The 18,588-nt window shown below is 63.2% G+C and carries 18 protein-coding genes; 12 read left to right on the top strand and 6 right to left on the bottom strand.

Annotated elements, in window-relative coordinates; translation table 11 throughout:
• Nucleotides 1–93: 93 nt before the first annotated feature.
• Entirely contained in the window at nucleotides 94–756 is a 663-nt protein-coding gene (locus tag CLU93_RS23000; protein ID WP_143451790.1) for a hypothetical protein, read from the bottom strand.
• Between the two features lie 237 nt (nucleotides 757–993).
• Entirely contained in the window at nucleotides 994–1,917 is a 924-nt protein-coding gene (locus CLU93_RS23005) for a LysR family transcriptional regulator (RefSeq protein ID WP_099763471.1), read from the bottom strand.
• Nucleotides 1,918–2,067: 150 nt separating this feature from the next.
• Here CLU93_RS23005 and CLU93_RS23010 point away from each other — a divergent pair, with 150 nt between their 5' ends.
• From CLU93_RS23010 to CLU93_RS23030, 5 genes are all read left to right on the top strand, one after another.
• Complete coding sequence (locus CLU93_RS23010; protein ID WP_034756294.1) at nucleotides 2,068–2,829, top strand: sulfite exporter TauE/SafE family protein; 762 nt, start codon at nucleotides 2,068–2,070, stop codon at nucleotides 2,827–2,829.
• A gap of 21 nt (nucleotides 2,830–2,850) precedes the next feature.
• Nucleotides 2,851–3,546, top strand: coding sequence for an HAD family hydrolase (locus CLU93_RS23015; protein ID WP_099763472.1), 696 nt, complete (start codon nucleotides 2,851–2,853; stop codon nucleotides 3,544–3,546).
• Between the two features lie 58 nt (nucleotides 3,547–3,604).
• Nucleotides 3,605–4,405 (top strand): alpha/beta fold hydrolase, encoded by an 801-nt coding sequence (locus tag CLU93_RS23020; protein WP_099763473.1) that lies wholly within the window; start codon nucleotides 3,605–3,607, stop codon nucleotides 4,403–4,405.
• 133 nt (nucleotides 4,406–4,538) lie between these two features.
• Nucleotides 4,539–5,108, top strand: coding sequence for a dCTP deaminase (gene dcd, locus CLU93_RS23025; protein WP_071076830.1), 570 nt, complete (start codon nucleotides 4,539–4,541; stop codon nucleotides 5,106–5,108).
• Nucleotides 5,109–5,220: 112 nt separating this feature from the next.
• Complete coding sequence (locus CLU93_RS23030) at nucleotides 5,221–5,556, top strand: FlxA-like family protein (protein WP_099763474.1); 336 nt, start codon at nucleotides 5,221–5,223, stop codon at nucleotides 5,554–5,556.
• Between the two features lie 40 nt (nucleotides 5,557–5,596).
• Here the strand turns inward: CLU93_RS23030 and CLU93_RS23035 are convergent, their stop codons facing one another.
• Complete coding sequence (locus CLU93_RS23035) at nucleotides 5,597–7,087, bottom strand: sensor histidine kinase (protein ID WP_099763475.1); 1,491 nt, start codon at nucleotides 7,085–7,087, stop codon at nucleotides 5,597–5,599.
• A 2-nt stretch (nucleotides 7,088–7,089) separates the two neighbouring features.
• Nucleotides 7,090–7,779: a response regulator transcription factor gene (locus CLU93_RS23040; protein ID WP_071076833.1), complete on the bottom strand. Its 690-nt coding sequence runs from the start codon at nucleotides 7,777–7,779 to the stop codon at nucleotides 7,090–7,092.
• 193 nt (nucleotides 7,780–7,972) lie between these two features.
• On the opposite strand from CLU93_RS23040, the gene CLU93_RS23045 reads away from it, so the two are divergent.
• From CLU93_RS23045 to CLU93_RS23055, 3 genes are all read left to right on the top strand, one after another.
• Nucleotides 7,973–8,446: a Spy/CpxP family protein refolding chaperone gene (locus tag CLU93_RS23045; protein ID WP_099763476.1), complete on the top strand. Its 474-nt coding sequence runs from the start codon at nucleotides 7,973–7,975 to the stop codon at nucleotides 8,444–8,446.
• A gap of 2 nt (nucleotides 8,447–8,448) precedes the next feature.
• Nucleotides 8,449–9,045, top strand: a complete 597-nt coding sequence (locus CLU93_RS23050; protein WP_099763477.1) for a hypothetical protein — start codon at nucleotides 8,449–8,451, stop codon at nucleotides 9,043–9,045.
• Between the two features lie 125 nt (nucleotides 9,046–9,170).
• Nucleotides 9,171–10,016, top strand: coding sequence for a dioxygenase family protein (locus CLU93_RS23055; protein WP_099763478.1), 846 nt, complete (start codon nucleotides 9,171–9,173; stop codon nucleotides 10,014–10,016).
• Here CLU93_RS23055 and CLU93_RS23060 read toward each other — a convergent pair.
• Complete coding sequence (locus tag CLU93_RS23060) at nucleotides 10,013–11,458, bottom strand: DUF1501 domain-containing protein (protein WP_099763479.1); 1,446 nt, start codon at nucleotides 11,456–11,458, stop codon at nucleotides 10,013–10,015. The genes CLU93_RS23055 and CLU93_RS23060 overlap by 4 nt on opposite strands.
• Before the next feature lie 9 nt (nucleotides 11,459–11,467).
• Nucleotides 11,468–13,258, bottom strand: a complete 1,791-nt coding sequence (locus CLU93_RS23065) for a DUF1800 domain-containing protein (protein WP_099763480.1) — start codon at nucleotides 13,256–13,258, stop codon at nucleotides 11,468–11,470.
• 411 nt (nucleotides 13,259–13,669) lie between these two features.
• Between CLU93_RS23065 and CLU93_RS23070 the strand changes: the two genes are divergently transcribed.
• From CLU93_RS23070 to CLU93_RS23085, 4 genes are all read left to right on the top strand, one after another.
• A complete protein-coding gene (locus CLU93_RS23070) occupies nucleotides 13,670–14,236 on the top strand; it encodes a hypothetical protein (protein ID WP_099763481.1) in 567 nt (188 codons plus the stop codon).
• Nucleotides 14,237–14,311: 75 nt separating this feature from the next.
• The gene (locus CLU93_RS23075; protein ID WP_099763482.1) at nucleotides 14,312–15,031 is read left to right on the top strand and encodes a hypothetical protein; all 720 of its coding nucleotides are present in this window, start codon (nucleotides 14,312–14,314) and stop codon (nucleotides 15,029–15,031) included.
• Nucleotides 15,032–15,098: 67 nt separating this feature from the next.
• Nucleotides 15,099–16,391 (top strand): hypothetical protein, encoded by a 1,293-nt coding sequence (locus CLU93_RS28685; protein WP_373629884.1) that lies wholly within the window; start codon nucleotides 15,099–15,101, stop codon nucleotides 16,389–16,391.
• 10 nt (nucleotides 16,392–16,401) lie between these two features.
• Entirely contained in the window at nucleotides 16,402–18,576 is a 2,175-nt protein-coding gene (locus tag CLU93_RS23085) for a hypothetical protein (RefSeq protein WP_099763484.1), read from the top strand.
• The last annotated feature ends 12 nt before the right edge of the window (nucleotides 18,577–18,588 follow it).

Consider the following 18,588-nt stretch of genomic DNA (forward strand, 5'->3'; position numbering starts at 1 on the left):
AGGATTGAAGTTATAGCTTGCAAGACCTTCAATCGTTTATAAGTCAGCCCTGTGCCCGATCTGGTGTACACAGGGTTGTTGTACTTATCCTTGTCAAAAGGTGGGGTTTTTTCCTAAAAGTAAATTGTCTATTTGTCGCATGCTCAATTTTTTCTGATGGTTTTTCATCAGTGAATTTTTTAATAAAAGACATCTGATAAAAAACTTGGCATAACTTTCGTCGCAATTCTCATATTTAAGTTTATTGCCTATGCCTGAGGTGAATTTGCTTATATTTTTTCGTGAATATTTATCGTATATAGGGTAAAGGTCGGGTAGGTGGAAGTGCAGGTATTTTGATGAAAGCGAGACTTTTCCTATCTCTGCGGCTTGGCTGAGTACGCGAGAAAGATAGGCGTGTGGAGCCAATATTTTCGAAATGGCCTCCAGATCGGCGTTGGAGAATTCCAGCGAGGTTGGTAGTTTTACCATCCTGGCCTTATTTATGAGAGCGTCAAGTTCGCCATCTTTAATTATTTTCGAAATGGCCATCGAGAATATTGCATTGCTTTTCTTTTCTTTTTTTGACGTTCTTTCCAGTGCCGCGGCATAGGTACGTCCAATAATGGATAGTTTTGCATAGATAACGCCGATATCAGTATGCTCTGGTGATTTCTTGCACATTCCATATAAAATACTGTTCAGGTAGTCATCTTTTTGAGGTGATGTGGCCTGAGATATCATTGCGTCGATAACGTCCGGTATTTGTGTTTTCATTGATGATGTAATATCCAATATTTTTTTGACGTTTTATCCTAACAAATTACAGAATTTCATACAAGCGTTTTTCGGCGCCTTGGCCGCTGCGTATGTCGTGCATGCATTTCATGACGCATCAAGGATTGCCCTAAGGTGAAAGTGGCGCAAGGAGACTATTTCTATCCGCAGGCGAACATGGGGAAATAAAATATGGGACAGGAAAGGTATTTCACACACATGTTTTAAAACTGAATATCAATTCATCCGTTCATCCGGTATCTCCAGCCCCATTTTCTTTACATATTCCAGAAACAGCCTTGCCCCCTTGGCCATCCTCGACGTCCCATACACGGCATGGATGCTGGGATCGAGCTCCTTCGATGAGGTGAGCCGGTACGCCGTGCAGACGCGGCGTAGCGTTCCTGCAGCCACGGCCGGTTCGGCCAGCCAGCTGGCCAGGCGCACGATGCCGGCGCCTTCCAGGGCCGCCTGGAAGGTGGCGATGCCGGAAGTGAAGCGGAAGCGCGGTTGCACTTGGTAGCGCACGTTGCGCTCGGTGGAAACGAAATGCCAGTCGCGCAGGATGCGCGGAGCCGAGTGCATGATGATGTCGTGGCCGGCCAGCTCTTCCGGTTCGTCCGGCGCGCCCATGCGGGCTATATAGTCGGGCGAGGCGTACATGTAGCGGCGGTAATTCCACAGGGGATAGCCGATCAGCTCGCTGGACTGGGGGAAGGCGCCGCGGATGGCGAAGTCGAGCTTTTCCTGGATGGGGTCGATCGATTTGTCCGAGAAATGGATGTCCACGGACACATTCGGGTAGTCGCGCGAAAATTGCGCCACCACCTTCGGCAAGAAACCCAGCGACAGGATTTCCGGCGCCGAGAGGCGCACCCAGCCTTGCGGCGAGTTGCTCAATTCCGCCAATTGGTCTTCCGCCTCGGCCTGCGTTTCCAGCAAGTGCTTGGCCGACGCGTAATACGTCTCGCCGGCCGTCGTCAGGGTGAACTGCTTTTGCGTGCGCAGGATCAGCTCGGCGCCGATGGCGTCTTCGAGGAACTGGATGGCCCGCGTGACGGCCGACGGCGAGCGTCCCAGCATGCGCGCCGCGTGGATGAAGCTGCGTTTTTCGACCACGGTGCAGAAGGCGCGGATCTCCCACATCAGTTTCATCGACATCGGTGACTCCCGGCAAAAGAGGCCAGTAGACCGTATGGGGCGCATTCCGTCAAGCGTTACGCCTGATTGCGTTTTCCGCAATTTGAAGTTGCATCCGGAAAAATCCACGGCGCCTATACTGCCGCTGTCGCCCATTCCTCATTGCCTATCATGCTGACCATCTCACTGCTGTGTTTATTTGCCTTCTTTGCTGGCCTGATCGATGCCGCCGTGGGCGGGGGCGGGCTGATACAGCTGCCGGCCCTGTTCAACCTGATGCCGAACATGGCCTCGACCTCCTTGCTGGGCACGAATAAACTGGCGTCGGCCTGCGGCACCACGTTTGCCGCCCGCTCGTTCGTCGGCAAGGTGCACATTCCCTGGCTGCTGGTGCTGCCCGCCGTGGCCAGCGCCTTTGTCATGTCCTTCATCGGCGCGGCCGCCGTATCGTATGTACCGCAGCAGGTGGTGCGCCCGATGGTGCTGGTGTTGATCATCATCATGGCCATCTACACCTTCATCAAGAAGGATTTCGGCACGACGCGCGAAGCGCGCCCCATCGGCCCGCGTGAACGCATCCTGGCCATCGTCATCGGCGGCGCCATCGGCTTTTATGACGGCCTGTTCGGTCCAGGCACGGGCAGCTTTTTGATTTTCCTGTTCATCCGCGTCTTCGGCTTCGATTTCATCCTCGCATCGGCCTGCTCGAAACTGGTGAATATCGCCACCAACGTGGCCGCGCTGGCCTTTTTCATTCCTGCCGGCCACGTGGTGTACGCGGTGGCCGCACCGATGGCCGTGTGCAATATCCTGGGCGCCCTGACGGGTACCTGGATCGCCGTGCGCCGCGGCGCCGCCTTCGTGCGCATCCTCTTCCTCGTGCTGCTGGTGCTGCTGATCGTCAAGTTGTCCTACGACATTTTCTTCAAGTAAGTTCTTAAACGACGACAAGCCATGAAAACCATCCAGGGCGTGCTGTGGGACAACGATGGCGTGCTGGTCAACACCGAGCAGCTGTTTTACGAAAGCAACCGCGACTTGCTCTTGCCCTACGGCATAGATTTGACGCCCAAGCAATTCTTTGACTGGTTCCTGGACAATAACTACGGCGCCTGGCATGTGCTGCTGGGACAGGGCCACGCCATCGAGCTGGTCGAGCGCCTGCGGGCCGAGCGCACCGTGCTGTTTGCGCAACGCTTGCGCCAGGCGCGCCAGCTGGCCATGCCCGGCATCGGGCAAGTGCTGGCGGCGCTGCGCCCGCATGTGGCCATGGGCGTGGTCACCAGCTCCTACGCACAGCATTTCCAGATCAGCCATGCGGCCACGGGCATGTTGCCACACTTCGACTTCGTGCTGACGCGTGAAATGTATGGCGAAAGCAAGCCTGCCCCCGACGGCTATCAGCTGGGCTTGCAGCGCCTGGGCCTGGCCGCCGCCCAGTGCGTGGCGGTGGAAGATTCGCCGCGCGGCTTGCGCGCCGCCAGGGCCGCCGGGCTGGAATGCATCATCGTGCGCAACCACATGAACCGTCACCACGCATTTGACGACGCCTTTTGCGTGGTGGAATCAAGCGCCGAGCTGGGCGCGGTGCTGGCCTCGTTCGTGCCGGGCATGGCCCAGGCGCGGGGGCAATTAGAGGTCTTCCTCTGATACGGCTTGCCGGCATGCCATTACAATTGCCTATCGCATTCACCGGCACCATCCCACGATGACACTCCCGCAACTGCACTTTGCCCATGCCAACAGCTATCCAGCAGGCACCTACCGCAAGCTGTTCGGCCTGCTGGGCCAGCACTACAGCGTGCAGGCGCTCGACATGCATGCGCACGACCCGGATTATCCCGTCAGCACGGGCTGGCCCGAGCTGGTGCGCGAGTATATCGATGACCTGGAACGCCGCTACAGCGCGCCCGTGATCCTCGTCGGCCATTCGCTGGGCGGCATGCTCAGCGTGATGGTGGCCAAGCAGCGGCCCGACCTGGTGCGCTGCGTGGTCTTGCTCGATTCGCCCGTGGTGGCGGGCTGGCGCGCCTTGCTGGTGCGCCTGGCGCGCAATACGGCGCTGGGCGAGCGGTTTTCGCCGTCGCGCTTTTCCGCCAAGCGGCGCAAGCAGTGGCCCGATGCGCAAGCCGCGTATGCCCACTTTGCCGCCAAGGACATGTTCGCCATCTGGGCGCCGCAGGTGTTGCGCGACTACATCGACAGCGGCCTGGTTCCCCATCCGGACGGGGTGCAGCTGCGCTTTACGCGCGAAGTGGAAACAGATGTCTACCGCAGCTTGCCGCATCACATCGGCGGCCTCGTCAAGGATGGTTTGCAGGTGCCCATCGGCTTTATCGGCGGCACGGAATCGGTGGAATGCCGCCAGGCGGGCTTGAAGGCCACGCGCAAGCTGGTCGGCAAGTTTTTCCGCCAGGTGCCGGGCGGCCATCTGTTTCCCATGGAAAACCCGGAACTGACGGCGCAAGTCGTGCGCGAGATGATCACTTCCTTGCTGGCGAAACAGTAGCCTGAGACCAACGATTTTCATCTTGCAAGGGCCAACAGTGGCGGATTTTCGCGTAAAATCCTGCCATTCGGGCCGTGCCTGCAGCAGGCGTGCGGCCCCCGCCATTCCGATATTCTAGAAAGATACCCCTGCGATGACGATTAAAAGCGATAAATGGATACGCCGCATGGCCGAATCAACGGGCATGATCGAGCCGTTCGAACCGGGCCAGGTCAAGGAACGCGACGGCAACCGCATCGTTTCCTATGGTACCTCCAGCTATGGCTATGACATCCGCTGCGCCGACGAGTTCAAGCTGTTTACCAACATCAACACCACCATCGTCGACCCGAAGGATTTTGACGCAAACAACTTCGTCGATGTGTCGGGCAAGGGCTATTGCATCATCCCGCCGAACTCGTTCGCGCTGGCCCGTACGGTCGAGTATTTCCGCATTCCCCGCAACGTATTGACGATTTGCCTGGGCAAGAGCACCTATGCGCGCTGCGGCATCATCGTCAACGTCACCCCGTTCGAACCGGAATGGGAAGGTTTCGTGACGCTGGAATTTTCGAATACGACGCCGTTGCCGGCGAAAATCTACGCCAACGAAGGCGTGGCGCAAGTGCTGTTCTTCGAATCCGATGAAGTGTGCGAAACGTCGTACAAGGACCGCGGCGGCAAATACCAGGGCCAGGTTGGCGTGACCTTGCCGAAGACCTGATTATTCTGAAGGGTGGGGCGCCAGCCGTCTTTACCTGCCTTTACACCTGCCGCCCTACATCCGCGCCCCATGCTTGCCGTTAACCTTGGTATTGAAACACTGAGGAGGCAGTATGGTAGCGGCAATCGGTTCAGGCGGCGCAGTCAGCGCGGCCAGTAGCGCCAGTTCGGGCAGCAGTTCGCAGATCGCGGCGCTGCAAAAGCAGATCACGGCGGCGCAAAAAGAATTGACGGAATCGCAAAAGGGCGAGCAGACGGAGGCATCGCAAAAGCTGCAACAGCAGTTGGCACAGCAAATCCAGGCCTTGCAGGCGCAAATTGCCCAGTTACAGGCGGCCGCCGCGCAGGCGCAGCAAGCTTCTCAGACGGCCAGCAGCGCAGATACGGCGACGAGTCCGGCCAAGTCAAGCTCGTCGACCCTGGGCAGCATCATCGATACGCAGGCGTAGCAGCACATCCGCGCGTCAACACGCCAGGCTCGCCGGAAGGTCAGCCTGGCGTTTTGACGGGCAACAGCATTTCCACGCACAGCCCGCCACCACTGCGCAAGCTGGCCGCTATGCGGCCGCCATGGGCATTGATGACGTGCTGGGCGATGGCCAGGCCCAGGCCATGGCCGTCCGTGCTGTGCTGGGTATGGCTGGCGCGGAAGAACGGTTCAAAAATGCGGGTCAGGTCGGCGCTGGCCACGCCGGGGCCGCGGTCCAGCACGGCAATGCGCAGCAGATCCTGCTTGCCGTCATGCAGGCGCGACAAATTCACTTCCACCGTGCCGCCGTCGGGGCTGTGTTTGATGGCATTGCGCACCACGTTTTCCACGGCGCGCGCCAGCAGTTCCGGCCGGCCCGTGACAGCGGCGTCGGCAATGGCCGCGTCGCCCGCCAGGGCGATGCCCACCTGGCGCGCCTTCGCTTCGTAGCGGGCATCTTCCATCATGTCGTGCAACAGGTCGGCGATGCCGACGTCTTCGCTGAGGGGAGAGCCGGCGCCCGCTTCCAGCCGCGACAGGGTCAGCAGCTCGCCGATCAACTTATCCATGCGTTCGCTTTCGCGTTCGATGCGCTGCAGCGAGGCGTCCATCTTGTCCGGCTGCTGGTGCGCCAGGCCGATGGCCGCTTGCAAGCGCGCCAGCGGCGAGCGCAGTTCGTGCGACACATCGTGCAGCAAACGCGTCTGGCTATCCATGAGGCTGCGCAAGCGGCCCGTCATGCGGTCGAAATCACGGCCCAGGTCCGTCAATTCATCGCCGCGCTTGCCGCTGGCCTGAAAACGCGGCGCCAGGTCGCCTTGCGAGGCAGCCTCGAATGCTTGCCGCAGGTCGCGGATGGGACGCGCAAAATACCAGGCCAGCAAGAACGAGAACAGCAGGCTGGCGGCGATGGCGGCGGCCAGCGGAATGAAGGTGCGGTAGGGGCTGTCCATGCGCGGTCCGGGTGGCATGCCGCGGCCGAAGTCGCCGCGTGGCGGCGGGGCGCCCGCTGCGTTGGGCCGTGGACCGTCTCCCATGCCGCGCGGGCCGCTCAGAGTGACGGCGTTGAGCGTGTCGCGCGCGGCGCCCGCTTCGGCATTGCGGAAACGTTCGGACGAAGGCAGGAACAGCAGGTAGCGCACGCCGTCGCTGCCGATGACCTCGCGCACGACGGGATGCTGCTGGCTTTGTCCCAGCATGGCGCGGGCCTTGTTCAGCATGGCGGGATGCACTGTGCGGCCCATCAGTTCTTGCCCCTTGGCATCGACGGCGAACACGCGCATGCGTTCGAGCTTGCCCAGGAATTGCTGCAAGGCCTGGCTGCCGCCCGCTTCCACGGTGGCGCTGGCGGCCTCGATGATCATTTGCGCCGGCGGACTGGTATCGATGTCGAGGGCCCGCTCCTGCTGTGCCGCCCGGTTTTTCAGCCAGAAGGTACCGCCGATGCCGATGGTGGCCGTCACTTGCGCTAGCATGATGCACAGAAAAAATTTCCAGAACAGACGGCCCACGCTTACTCCTTGATCAACTGGTAACCGAGACGGTAGACGGTCTGCAGGCAGGAACGGCCGTCGGCCAGGCTGCCCAGCTTGCGGCGCAGGCTGCTCAAGTGCACATCGATATTGCGGTCGAAGCGCGCCATGGGCCGGCCCAGGCCCAGTTCCGACAATTGATTCTTGCTCACGGGCTTACCCGCATGGCGCACCAGCACTTCCAGCAGATTGAATTCCGTGCTCGTCAGCTCCAGGTGCGCGCCGGCCCAGGCAACGCGGCGCTGTTCCGGCCACATCGTCAGTTGCCCAACGGCCAGCGGCGCCAGGCCCGAGCTGTCGTGCGGCGCCGCTTGCGAACGGCGCAGGATGGCGCGGATGCGCGCCGTCAGCTCGCGCGGCGTGCACGGCTTGGTCACGTAATCGTCGGCACCCAGCTCCAGGCCGACGATGCGGTCCGTGTCATCGCCGCGTGCCGTCAGCATCAGGATGGGCAGGTTGCTGCCGGCGCGGATGCGGCGCAGGGTTTCCAGGCCATTCATGCGCGGCATCATGACGTCGAGGACGGCGATGGCGTACAGGCCCGTCAGCGCTTCGGCCGCGCCGCTTTCGCCGTCATGCACGGCGCGGGCGTCAAAACCTTCCTGCGTCAGGTATTCCTGGAACATGCCGACCAGTTCCACGTCGTCATCGATTAACAAAACCTTGCTCATGCCTGTGCTTTTTTCGGGTGAATATCGCCTGATGATAGCAGTCAGCAGGGGCGGATCAGGTCGCTTTTACCCGCTTTTACATACGCCTGCTGACATTTGCGCAGCTGCCTTTACACGCTTTTACGCGGCCCTAACGTTGCTTTACATGCCAGACGCCGACAATCAGGGCTGATCGCCACGAAAGGAAAGCCCGATGAAACACCTGAGTATTGCCGTATCCCTGGTGCTGCTGTCCGCTTGCAGCATGCCGCTGCTGGCGCTGGCCCAGCAAGAATCTGCGCCGGACGGCCCGCTAGCGCGCGCCATGCCGGGGCCGCCGCCCGGCTTGCCGCCGTTTCTGCATGGCGTCGAGTTGAGCGAGGCGCAGCAGGACAAGGTTTTCGCCGCCACCTACGCCCAGGCGCCCTTGCTGCGGGAACAGGAAAAGATCGTTTTCAAGGCCCATGCGCAGCTGCGCGAGCTGGCCGGGTCCAGCGCCTACGACGATGCGAAGGCTGGCGCGCTGGCGAACACGGCGGCGCAAGCCATGGCAAAGATCAGCTTGCTGCATGCGCGGCTGGAGCAGCAATTGCTGGCCGTGCTGACGCCGGAACAGCGCAAGCAAGTGCAGCAGCGGCGCGACAGCCGCCCCGGCCCGCGCCGTCCTCAATCAGCCACAGGAGAGTAACCGTGAGCATCAGTGCCTTGAGTTCCAGCAGCGCCGCTGCCCAGCTGAGCGCGCTCAGCCGCCTGAACGGCAGTAGCAGCAGCGGCAGTATTAGTAGTGCCGGCAGCGTTGGCGGCACGCGGCCGCAAAAGCCCGACGATGGCGCGTTTCTCGACGCCGTTACCAGTGCCCTGTCATCGATCGGCGTGTCAGTGGACGCCAGCGATGGCGACAGCGCTACGGACAGCGCCGGCAGCAGCGCCACCAGCAGCGAAGTGGGCCAGGCGCTGGGCGCCTTCCTGCACCAGCTGATGGGCAGCCTGCATGCGCAGAGCGGTGGGAGTGCTGGCGGCCCCGGCAATATCGAGTCGGACTTGCAAAGCCTGCTGCAAAAACTGTCCGCGTCCGGCAGCGACAGTGACGCCAGCACGGACAGCAGCGTGACGGACTTGCAGTCCAGCTTTGCCAGCCTGCTCAGTGCGCTGGGCGGCGATGAGGGCAGCACCAGCAGTAGTAGCAAACTGGGCAGTTTCTTGCAGGCGCTGTCGGGCAGCCTGGGCGAGGCGAATGCGGGCGCCAGCCTGTCCGCCAGCGGCAACCTGGTCAATACAACGGCCTGAAGCGTGGAACGCAAGCTCGCTCCGGCTGCCAGGAAGGCGCTTTCGCCACGGGCCACGCACGTCCTGTTTCTGTGCGCCAGCCTGAACCCCGCCTTGGCGGGCTTGCCCCATTTGTTGGAGTATGTATGGAATTACATGATCACGGTCTGGCATCCGACCTCGAAATGATGCGGCAGGCGACTGAGCGGCGGCAAGTCCTGCGCTGGCTGCTGGCCGGGGCCGCCACCTTGCCTTTGATGAGCTGCGGCGGCGGTTCGGACGCCGGCAGTGCCGCCGCGAGTAGCGGCACTGGCACTGGCACGGTGATGACGCCCACCACGGGCGCCTGCACGGTGATGCCCGACGAAACGGGCGGGCCGTATCCGGCCGACGGCACGAACACGCATGGCGGCAGCATCATCAACGTGCTGAAGCAGTCGGGCGTGGTGCGCAGCGATATCCGTGCCAGTTTTAATGGCGCCACGGGCGTGGCGGCGGGCGTGCCGCTCACTATCAAGTTGCAGTTGCTCAACGCCAGCGGCAGCTGCGCCAGCCTGGCCGGCTACGCCGTGTATTTATGGCACTGCGACCGCGAAGGCTTGTATTCGCTGTATTCGAGCGGCGTGACGGCGCAAAATTACCTGCGCGGGGTGCAGGAAACGGACAGCGCCGGCAACCTGGTCTTCACGACCATCTTTCCCGGCTGCTACGCGGGGCGCATGCCGCACGTGCATATCGAGGTCTATCCCAGCCTGGCCAAGGCGGCCTCTGCCTCGAACCGCCTCAAGACGTCGCAGTTCACCTTCCCGATGGCAACCTTGAACGACGCCTACGCGGCCAGCGGTTACACGGCCAGCGTGCGCAACCTGGCGCAGATCAGCTATGCCAGCGACAACGTTTTCAGCGATGGCACCAGCTTGCAGATGGCCACGGTGACGGGCAACGCCACGCAGGGCTATGTCGTCACCCTGAGCATCGCCGTGAACGCTTAAGTGACTGTCATGAAACCCAGGTCGCGCCGGCTGAAGTTGCCGATATTCGGGAACACCTCGGCCAGTTGGTTGTCGGCCACGCCGAACCACCTGGCCAGGGTGGCGCCGTACTGGTCGACGGAGATGGTCGGCAGCAGGGCGCCGGAACCCACGTCCAGCGCATGGCCCAAGCCCGTGGCGGGGACGGTGCCGTAGATGTCGCCCCCTTTCACGGCGCCGCCCACGATAAAGTGGTGCGCGCCCCAGCCGTGATCCGTGCCGTCGCCGTTGCTGCTGAAGGTGCGGCCGAAGTCCGAGGCCGTGAAGGTCGTCACCTGGCGCCGCACATCCGCGCCCTGCAGGGCCGCCAGGGTGGCGTCGAAATACGCCAGCGCGTGTGCCAGGCGCGCCATCAGGTCGCCATGCAGCTCCTTCTGGCGGTCATGCGTGTCGAAACTGCCCAAGGTCACATAAAACACTTGCCGTTTCGCCCCCAGGGCGCCGCGCCCGCCGATGATGCGCGCCACGGTTTGCAATTGCACGGCCAGCTGGTTGACGCCGGACACGCCCGTGTTCGGGTTGACATAGGGCGGCGGATTGGGCACGCCGCCCGCGCCGGCCGCCAGCATGGCGCCGCTCAGCACGCCCTGGCTGGAAATGGCGCGCTGCACCGTCGCCACGTGTTCCTGCTCCATCAGGTCGTCGCCCGCCGTGCTGATGATGTCGCGCAAGGCGGTCTCGCCCTGGGTGGTGCCGAACAGATAGCCGCTGCCGATATTGCGGATCGGTACGGCGCCCGCCTTGCCCACCTGAAACTGGCGCACCTGGCGCCCGCTGAGGAACAGCGCGTTCGACGCGGCCGAGATGGCCGTAAACGTGGCATAGCCGTTGCCCGTGCCGAGCAGGTCGCCCAGGCGTCCGCCCCAGCCCACGATGGCGCCTTCCGGCAAGCCCGATTGCCAGGTCGATTGCTGGTCGTTATGCGAAAACAGTTTCGGCGGCAGCGCCACATTGCCCGCCTTGTATTGCGCCAGGGTTACAGGCTGGATCAGGGTGCCGACATTGGCAACGATAGCGGCGCGGCCGCCTTCGAACAGGTCTTTCACGGGGGCGAGGGCGGGATGCAGGGCAAAGCTGCGGCCTGCCTGCGCCGTGGCGGGCACGATCGGCAGCACGCCGCCCGTTTCGCCCACGCCGGGCAGGTGGATCGAATCGTTGCCGCCCGTGTTGCGTAACCGCAAGTATTCACTCCAGGATGGCGTGTCGGTGGCCAGCACCGTGTTGAAGGTATCGTTGCCGCCGGCCATGAACAGGCACACGAGAGCCTTGTAGTCGTCGGCCGACTGGGCCGCTGCCTGGCCCATGGCGGCCAGGTTGAGGGCGAATGGCGCAGCCGTGCTGCCGGCCAGGCCCAGCATGGAACCGAGGAAGCGCCGGCGCGAGAAGTGGGAGGTGATAGTCATGCAGCTTCCTTATTTTTGAACCAGGTATTCAGGCGAGGCCATGGCCAGGAAAATGGCCAGGTGCACGCGGTTGGTTTTCGCCGTCGTCACTTGCGCGGCATTGCTGCCGCTGGCGGCGGGAATCGCGATGCTGGTGATGGCCGAGAGGATCTTGGTGCGCAGCCGGGACGACATATGGCCCGACATCAGCAGCAAGTTGACCCGCTCCAGCAAGGCGGCAGGCTGCTCGGCCAGGGCCAGTTCGGCCGAGTAGTCGGCCCGCACGGCACGGCTTTCCGCCACGCCGCCGCTGATGGCATCCTGCATGAAGTTCAGGTAACCGGTGACGGACGGCTCGGACGTGATCTGCATTTCCGGCGCCATCAGGCCCGCCGTCGCCAGCGCGGAATTGGGTGGCACGTAGGAGGGACGGAAGTAGTTGAAGACGGACGGCGCGTTCATGGGGTTCTGGCCCAGTCCCGACAGCGGATCGCTGAGGTAATAGATGCGGTATTGCAAAGCAGCATCCTTGGCGTTAAACGCGCGCATCCAGTTGCCCAAACGCACCAGCGGTTCGCGCAGTTTTCCCGTGCGCAGGGTGCTGCCGGCTGGCGCCAGCGCTTCGGGGTCCAGCAGCACGGCGCGGATCACAGCCTGCATGTCGCCGCGCACGCCCGCACCATTGTTGGCAAAGGCGGCCGCGACCCGGCCCACATAGGCCGGGCTGGGATTGCTGGTGACCAGGCGCTGGATCAGCTGGCGGCCAAAGAACGGGCCAACGTTCGGATGATTGAACAGGGTGTCGAGAGCCAGTGCCATGTCCGCTTCGCCGCCGCCGGCGCCGGCCGCGCTCACGCCGAGAAAGCGTTTTTCGCTGGTGGAGTGAAACGCCGCATAGTTCTGCATCGGTTTCCAGTCGCGGTCCGGATCGGCCAGGCTGCCAAAAAAACGCTTCGAGCCCTGGTCCGGGCCGGCCCAGCTCCAGCCCGTAAACACTTTCGCCAGGCCGCTCACATCGTCGCGCGTGTAGGTGTCGATGGGTTTGCCGCCGGACAGTTTCAATGAACCATCCGCGTTCAGCTGGTACAGGCCGATGGTAAATAACTGCATGACTTCGCGCGCGAAATTTTCGTCGGGTGTGCGCGTGGCCGATTCCTTCTGGTTGCGTAGGTGCGACAGGTACAGTCCCATCATCGGGTGGGTGGCCACACCCTGCAGCAGGGTGCGGAAGTTGCCGAACGCCTGTTGTCCCAGCATATCGTAGTAACTGGCGAGGCCCCGGGTTTGCGGCCCTACGGCCGCGTTTTGCGTGGAGACGACGAAGATTTCAGACAGGGCAAAGGCCACGCGCTGGCGCAACTGGTCGTCGCCGCGCACGGCTTGCTGCCAGAACGACTCATAAAAGTCGTTTGACCTGGCCTGGGTGATCGCCGCGCCTGCAGCCGGGTACTTGGCGTCGATATATTTGCGGTGCAAGGTTTGCGGCTTGGAAAACTGCGCGCGGAACCAGGCATCGCTATCGCTGGCAGCCAGGGCCTCGATGGCCGCCATGTCGGGGCCGAACGTGGCGCGGCCCAGGAAGCGCGACGCTTCCTGGCGCGTGAAGGTGGCCGTCTGTTTGGCCGGCGGCGTGGTCAGGGGCGGCGGTGGAATGGTGTCGCCCGGCGTGGTGCCGGGGCCGGTGGTCGCCGGCGGCACGACCGAAACGTCCGGGGTCTGGGGCGTGCCGGTCTTGCTGTCGCCGCCACCGCCACCGCCGCAGGCGGATAGCAGACTGAGCAATGTGATGAGCAGCAAGCGGCGCAAAGTAGGGTCAGTCATTTAGTTTCTTTCAGGCAATAAAAATATGGCCCGTTAATTGTAGGGCTTGCTTACCAAAATCCTCTTTCCAATTAACTATTTGCGTGTTGACTACGTTTATTTTTGATGGGCGTTGGGCGTCATTGAGGATTTTTTCGTCGAAATAGCGCGAAGTTTCTTTTTTGAAAATGAAAAATATTTTTTGCTGATGACGCGCACTGTGGCGCATAGGCGACGTAATCATTCCTGCCAATTAAGCTTGTTTGAAAGCTTATCTTGACAACGAAACTCGCTTCGCCGGAAACGATGGTTTTTACGCTATTGGCGAAACACCGTTCGCCGTGGCGTCCCGTTCTTCCCTCGCATATGGCTGGCATGGCCCTTGCGTCAGGGAGGCATGGGCCACCCGCCCGTCTATCACCGGAGCCTGTCATGACCAGCCGCCTGCTCGCCTATCGTCCCGAAATGGAATTGCCTGATGCGCCGGCCATGCCGCCCCTGCAGCAGGAGGATGAGCTGGCCCTGGCGGCGCGCTTGCTGGAATTGCAGGGGCCGGCCCAGTTCGACGCTTTCCTGACGCGCCAGCTGGGCGCCACCGTGGCGGGCCGGCAAGTGCGCGGCACGCCGCTGGAAGCGCCGCTGCGCCAGCTGCTGGGCAAGGTGGTGGCGCCCCTGCTGCCCCTGCATGGCGGTTCGCCGCAGGCGCTCAAGCGGCGCGCCGCCGGCATCTTCGGCATGGAACTGGAAGGATTGAGTCCGGAAGACAAGGAATTCGAACTGGCGCGCCAGGTCGTGCATCTGATCGATGCCGTCAATGCGGAACTGGCGCAGGACGGCGGCATGGACGCGCGCGCGCCCGGCGCGCGGGTGGAAACGGCCCTGCTGCAGGTGGCGCGCAGCGTGGCGCCAGGCTTGCTCAGGCAGGCGGCGCAAACGCCGGCACGGGACGCTGGCCGCTGGCGCCGCGAGGGCGGGCACATCGTCGTGCTCGATTGTTAGCCGGATGGCCAGGCTGTCCGGCAAGGTAATCCGAACTGAGGTGTCAACCGAGGTGTTAACTTTGAGGAGCTCATCATGCATGACATGGATCGTACGACCCTGGAATACGGGCAGGAGATGTCCGGTTTTGAAGCGGAACAGTTCGAGTTTGGCCAGGGCGAGTGGAGCGGCGAGGGCGGCGCGAACGCCATGTTTTCCGAGGCCGAGGAAATGGAGCTGGCGAATGAATTGCTGTCGGTGAGCAATGAGGCCGAGCTGGAACAGTTTCTCGGCAATTTCCTGCGCAAGGCCGCGTCGGTGGCGGGCGGCATCATCAAGTCGCCCGTGGGACAAGCGATCGGCGGCGTGCTCAAGGGCGTAGCGAAGAAAGCGATTCCCCTGGCCGGCGGCGCCATCGGCGGCTATTTCGGCGGCCCGCTGGGGGCCAAGATCGGCAGCGGCCTGGCTTCGGCCGCCGGCGGTGCGCTGGGGCTGGAAGCGGAAGCGTCGTCGAACGAGGACCGCGAATTCGAGGGTGCCAAGCAGTTCGTGCGCCTGGCAGCCGACACCGTCAACCGCGCCGCGCAAACGCGCGGCAATGGCGACCCGCGCGCCATCGCTCAGGCGGCGGCCAGTGCGGCGGCGCGCCAGTTCGCACCCGGTTTGCTGGGACGTCCCGGCGGCCAGGTCGCCACGCAGAATGGCAGTGGCGCCGGCGCCATGGCGCAGGGCAGCGCGCGCGGCCAGGGCGGCATGCGCCCGGCCAGCGGGCGCTGGGCGCGCCAGGGCCATAAAATCGTCCTGTACGGCGTCTGACATCATGGCCATCGGCGCTTACGCTGCCTGGATGCTGGCGCAGGAGGCGCGCTCGCTGCTGACGCGGCTGGCGCGGCTGGAACCATTCGCGCTGATCGAGCCGACGGTGCTGGCGGCCGCCCTGATGCCTAGCGCCCAGTCGGCCATCGAAAGCCAGCTGGTGCAGGGCCGGCGCGCATTACGGCGCATGGTGGCCCAGTTCCAGTGGTGGCTGCGGCGCGAAGCCGCCGATGGCGCCAGCACGGCTACGGCCGCCGAGGCGCAGCGCCGCTTCACCTTCCTGCGCCTGAAATTCAATGCCGCGCTGACCCAGTTCGACCTGTTCAACGAAGTCATCACGCAGCGCAGCGAGCACAAGACGGGCGTGTGGCTGGCCGGCCTGGACATCGTTGCCGCCGACGCGCTGGCGCTACCCGGCAATGTGTACCAGGCGCCACCTGTGATCTGCTACCTGGACCGGGGCCCGGGCGCCGCCATCCGCCGTGCGCGCACGCGCCTGCCGGGCGGCGGCGACAACCCCGTCGCCATCATCCGTTTGCCGCGCGAACGCATGATCGGCAGCAGCATCGCCTCGTCGCTGGTGCACGAGGTGGGGCATCAGGGCGCGGCGCTGCTGGACCTGGTGGCATCCCTGCGGCCCATGCTGCAAGCGATGCAGCACGGCGGCAGCGGCCTGGTGCACGTGTGGCAGCTGTGGGAGCGGTGGATTTCCGAGATCGTGGCCGATTTCTGGTCGCTGGCGCGCGTCGGCGTGGCCGCCACCCTGGGCCTGATCGGCGTGGTCAGCCTGCCGCGCGTGTTTGTCTTCCGTCTCAATGTCGACGATCCCCACCCGGTGCCATGGCTGCGGGTGCGCCTGAGCTGCGCCATGGGACGGGCCTTGTATCCGCATCCGCAATGGAGCCGGCTGGAGCAGCTGTGGCTGTCGTACTACCCGCTGGCGGGCCTGCCCCTGGGGCAGCAGCGGCTGCTGGAACAGTTGCAGGGCAGCATGGCGGCCCTGGTGGGCTTGCTGGTGCAGCACCGGCCACCGGCCTTGCGCGGCGGCTCGCTGACCGAGGCCATGGCTGTGCACACACGCCAGCCGGCCATGCTGGCGCAGCTGTTTCGCAGCTGGACCCTGGCACCGGCGCAGATGTACCAGGCAACGCCGACCCTGGTGTTCGCCGTGCTGGGCCAGGCGCGCGCCAGCGGTACTTTGAGCCCGGAAGACGAAAGCGAGCTGCTGGGGCGCTTGCTGACCCACTGGGCCCTGCGCAGCACCCTGGACACGTCGGAACTGTGCGCCGATGTCGTGCGGCACGGCCGCCAGTCCGGCAGGCCGCTGCCGCCCCTGGCATCGCGTTTGATTATCCATTGAGGAGAATGACATGAGCAGCAAGATGAGCAACAACAGGAGCAGCAACAGGAGTAGCAAAAGCGGGGCGGCGGGCCAGGCGGGCCCGCAACACCAAGGCGGCAGCATCGCGGTCACCGTGCACGAGCACGATAGCGGGATCATGGTCGTCAATGCCGCCATCAGCCTGTACCGGGGAGCCGAGGCCGATTGCCATCTGTTCAATCCCGCCACCTGGGTGGCCGATCCCGCCATGCTGGTGGGCGTGCGCTGGACCGATGGCCGCGGCTGCACCGTGTTTGCCGACCTGGCAACGGGCAGCTACGTGGGCGTGTATGGCAATTTCCCCGCCACGGCGCCCCAGTGCGTGACGGTGCAGGCCGGTTGCAGCGCCGTATTGTGCTTCAAGCCGCAGCTCAACCCGCAGGTGGCGCTGGTGTTTGAAACGCCCGACTGCCATCCCAGCGACTGCAATGTCGGCAGGGTGGGCGACCGCGCCGTCGCCAGCGTCGCGTTTGACGGCGATCAAAGTGCTGACGGGCGCGACCAGGTGCAGGTGCTGGCCGCCTCGCCATGGGTGCCCATGCGCGGTGCCGTAAATACCTTTTCCACGCCCGTGCGGCGCGCCGGCATGCACCGTTTCATGGGCCAGATGATGCTGTCGCAGCGGCCCGAACTGCGCAACGCCTTGCCCGTGCCGGAAGGGCTGAGTCCGAACGCCATGCTGGCCGTGGATGCGGAATACGAGACGGAAGAGCGCCAGCCGCAGCCCATCTCCGGCAATGTGGGCGTGTCGCTGACGCGCACGGAGACGGAGCCGACGGAAGACTTGCCGCTGTGGACCTTGATACGCAACAGCACCGAAGCGATGTCGTTTACGAATTACCTGCATTTCATGGACAGCCTGTTTTGCGGCGACCTGGCCAATGTACGCGGCTTCGAGCAGGAACGCTTCGTCAAGAAGGCCGACATGTTCCAGCAGCTCAAGCAGCGCCGCGCGCTGCCGTTTTCCGATGCCGATTCCTACCGCGTGCTGAAAGTGGCGACGGAAGCGTTCGTGATGGTCAATTGCGGCGTGCTGAACCAGCCGCTGGCCTTCAATCCGGCCGAAGACAACGCCTACCTGGACCGGCGCGACATTCCCCAGGGACGCGACCTGGAAACCGTGCTGCGCAATGATTACCTGGAAAACATCGATGGCTTCCAGACCTTGCCGTATCTGGCCGTGATCCGCCGCAAGCTGCCCGACATCCCCATCAGTATCCCGCGTGGCCAGGAAGGCGAAGTCGACCTGTGCTTTGGCATCATCCAGGAAAAGCTGGCCAATCCTTGCCTGCTGGAACTGATCTGGTCGTACTGGCACGAAGAGGGCATGCTGGTGCAAACCATGAATGCCATCACGCAGCGTTTCCAGAACTTGCGCGCGCCGGGCAGCGGCCTCGATCCCCTGTCGAACACGGAAATCGACATGCTGCGTCCGCTGAACAACTTGCTGTGGGGATACACGCAAGATGAGCAGCACCGGCTGACCGTGGTGCGCCGCAATTACGAGTACGACCACCATTACGGCGTGCGTCTCGATGGCAAGGCGGTACAGCACTTCCGGCCAGCCGACAGCCGCTCGAAGTTCCTCGAAGCGTTTCACCATTTGCTGCGCCTACTGACCTCGTTCTACAAGCAGGACGACGACACGACCGTCAAGGCGGACGCCTTCCCCGTGCTGAACGCCTTGAAGGAAATCCATCTGATCCTCTCGCAGGGCGCGCACAACCAGTTCGGCGACTTGCCGTCGACGGCGCGCATCGAGATGCTGATGCAGCAGTGGATGCTGGCGCGGCCCGAATTCCGCGAATTCTTGCCCACGCGCGTGATGGTGGCGTATCCGGAACCGTGGATGGACCGGGTCGATGCCATGAAGAAACTGCAGGGCTGGACGGATACGAGCGTGATGCATTTCCGTAACCTGGCCATCTTTGGCGAGCAATTGCTGCTGTCTGTGCGCTACGGCAACTGGAGCGATATCTATGAGCCCACCCAGGCCTTCAACTGGGCACGTTTCTGGCGCCCGCAAGTGCAGGGTTACATCCACGGCTACCGCGCCGCCACGGGGGTGGATTTGTCCGTCGACAGCAGCGACCCCGCGATCGAAGCGACCATGCCCTCGGTGTTGCTGCGCCAGCGTCTGAGCCAGCAGTTGCGCAGCGTCTAGGGCGGGAGCGGG

The organism is Janthinobacterium sp. 35, assembly GCF_002754575.1.
GTDB classification, from domain to species: domain Bacteria; phylum Pseudomonadota; class Gammaproteobacteria; order Burkholderiales; family Burkholderiaceae_D; genus Janthinobacterium; species Janthinobacterium tructae.

Coding starts and splice junctions, on each gene's coding strand:
- CLU93_RS23020 (WP_099763473.1), top strand. CDS start 3,605: ATGACACTCCCGCAACTGCACTTTGCCCATGCCAACAGCTATCCAGCA.
- CLU93_RS23055 (WP_099763478.1), top strand. CDS start 9,171: ATGGAATTACATGATCACGGTCTGGCATCCGACCTCGAAATGATGCGG.
- dcd (WP_071076830.1), top strand. CDS start 4,539: ATGACGATTAAAAGCGATAAATGGATACGCCGCATGGCCGAATCAACG.
- CLU93_RS23065 (WP_099763480.1), bottom strand. CDS start 13,258: ATGACTGACCCTACTTTGCGCCGCTTGCTGCTCATCACATTGCTCAGT.
- CLU93_RS23070 (WP_099763481.1), top strand. CDS start 13,670: ATGACCAGCCGCCTGCTCGCCTATCGTCCCGAAATGGAATTGCCTGAT.
- CLU93_RS23040 (WP_071076833.1), bottom strand. CDS start 7,779: ATGAGCAAGGTTTTGTTAATCGATGACGACGTGGAACTGGTCGGCATG.
- CLU93_RS23075 (WP_099763482.1), top strand. CDS start 14,312: ATGCATGACATGGATCGTACGACCCTGGAATACGGGCAGGAGATGTCC.
- CLU93_RS23015 (WP_099763472.1), top strand. CDS start 2,851: ATGAAAACCATCCAGGGCGTGCTGTGGGACAACGATGGCGTGCTGGTC.
- CLU93_RS23005 (WP_099763471.1), bottom strand. CDS start 1,917: ATGTCGATGAAACTGATGTGGGAGATCCGCGCCTTCTGCACCGTGGTC.
- CLU93_RS23060 (WP_099763479.1), bottom strand. CDS start 11,458: ATGACTATCACCTCCCACTTCTCGCGCCGGCGCTTCCTCGGTTCCATG.
- CLU93_RS23030 (WP_099763474.1), top strand. CDS start 5,221: ATGGTAGCGGCAATCGGTTCAGGCGGCGCAGTCAGCGCGGCCAGTAGC.
- CLU93_RS23010 (WP_034756294.1), top strand. CDS start 2,068: ATGCTGACCATCTCACTGCTGTGTTTATTTGCCTTCTTTGCTGGCCTG.
- CLU93_RS23085 (WP_099763484.1), top strand. CDS start 16,402: ATGAGCAGCAAGATGAGCAACAACAGGAGCAGCAACAGGAGTAGCAAA.
- CLU93_RS23045 (WP_099763476.1), top strand. CDS start 7,973: ATGAAACACCTGAGTATTGCCGTATCCCTGGTGCTGCTGTCCGCTTGC.
- CLU93_RS23000 (WP_143451790.1), bottom strand. CDS start 756: ATGAAAACACAAATACCGGACGTTATCGACGCAATGATATCTCAGGCC.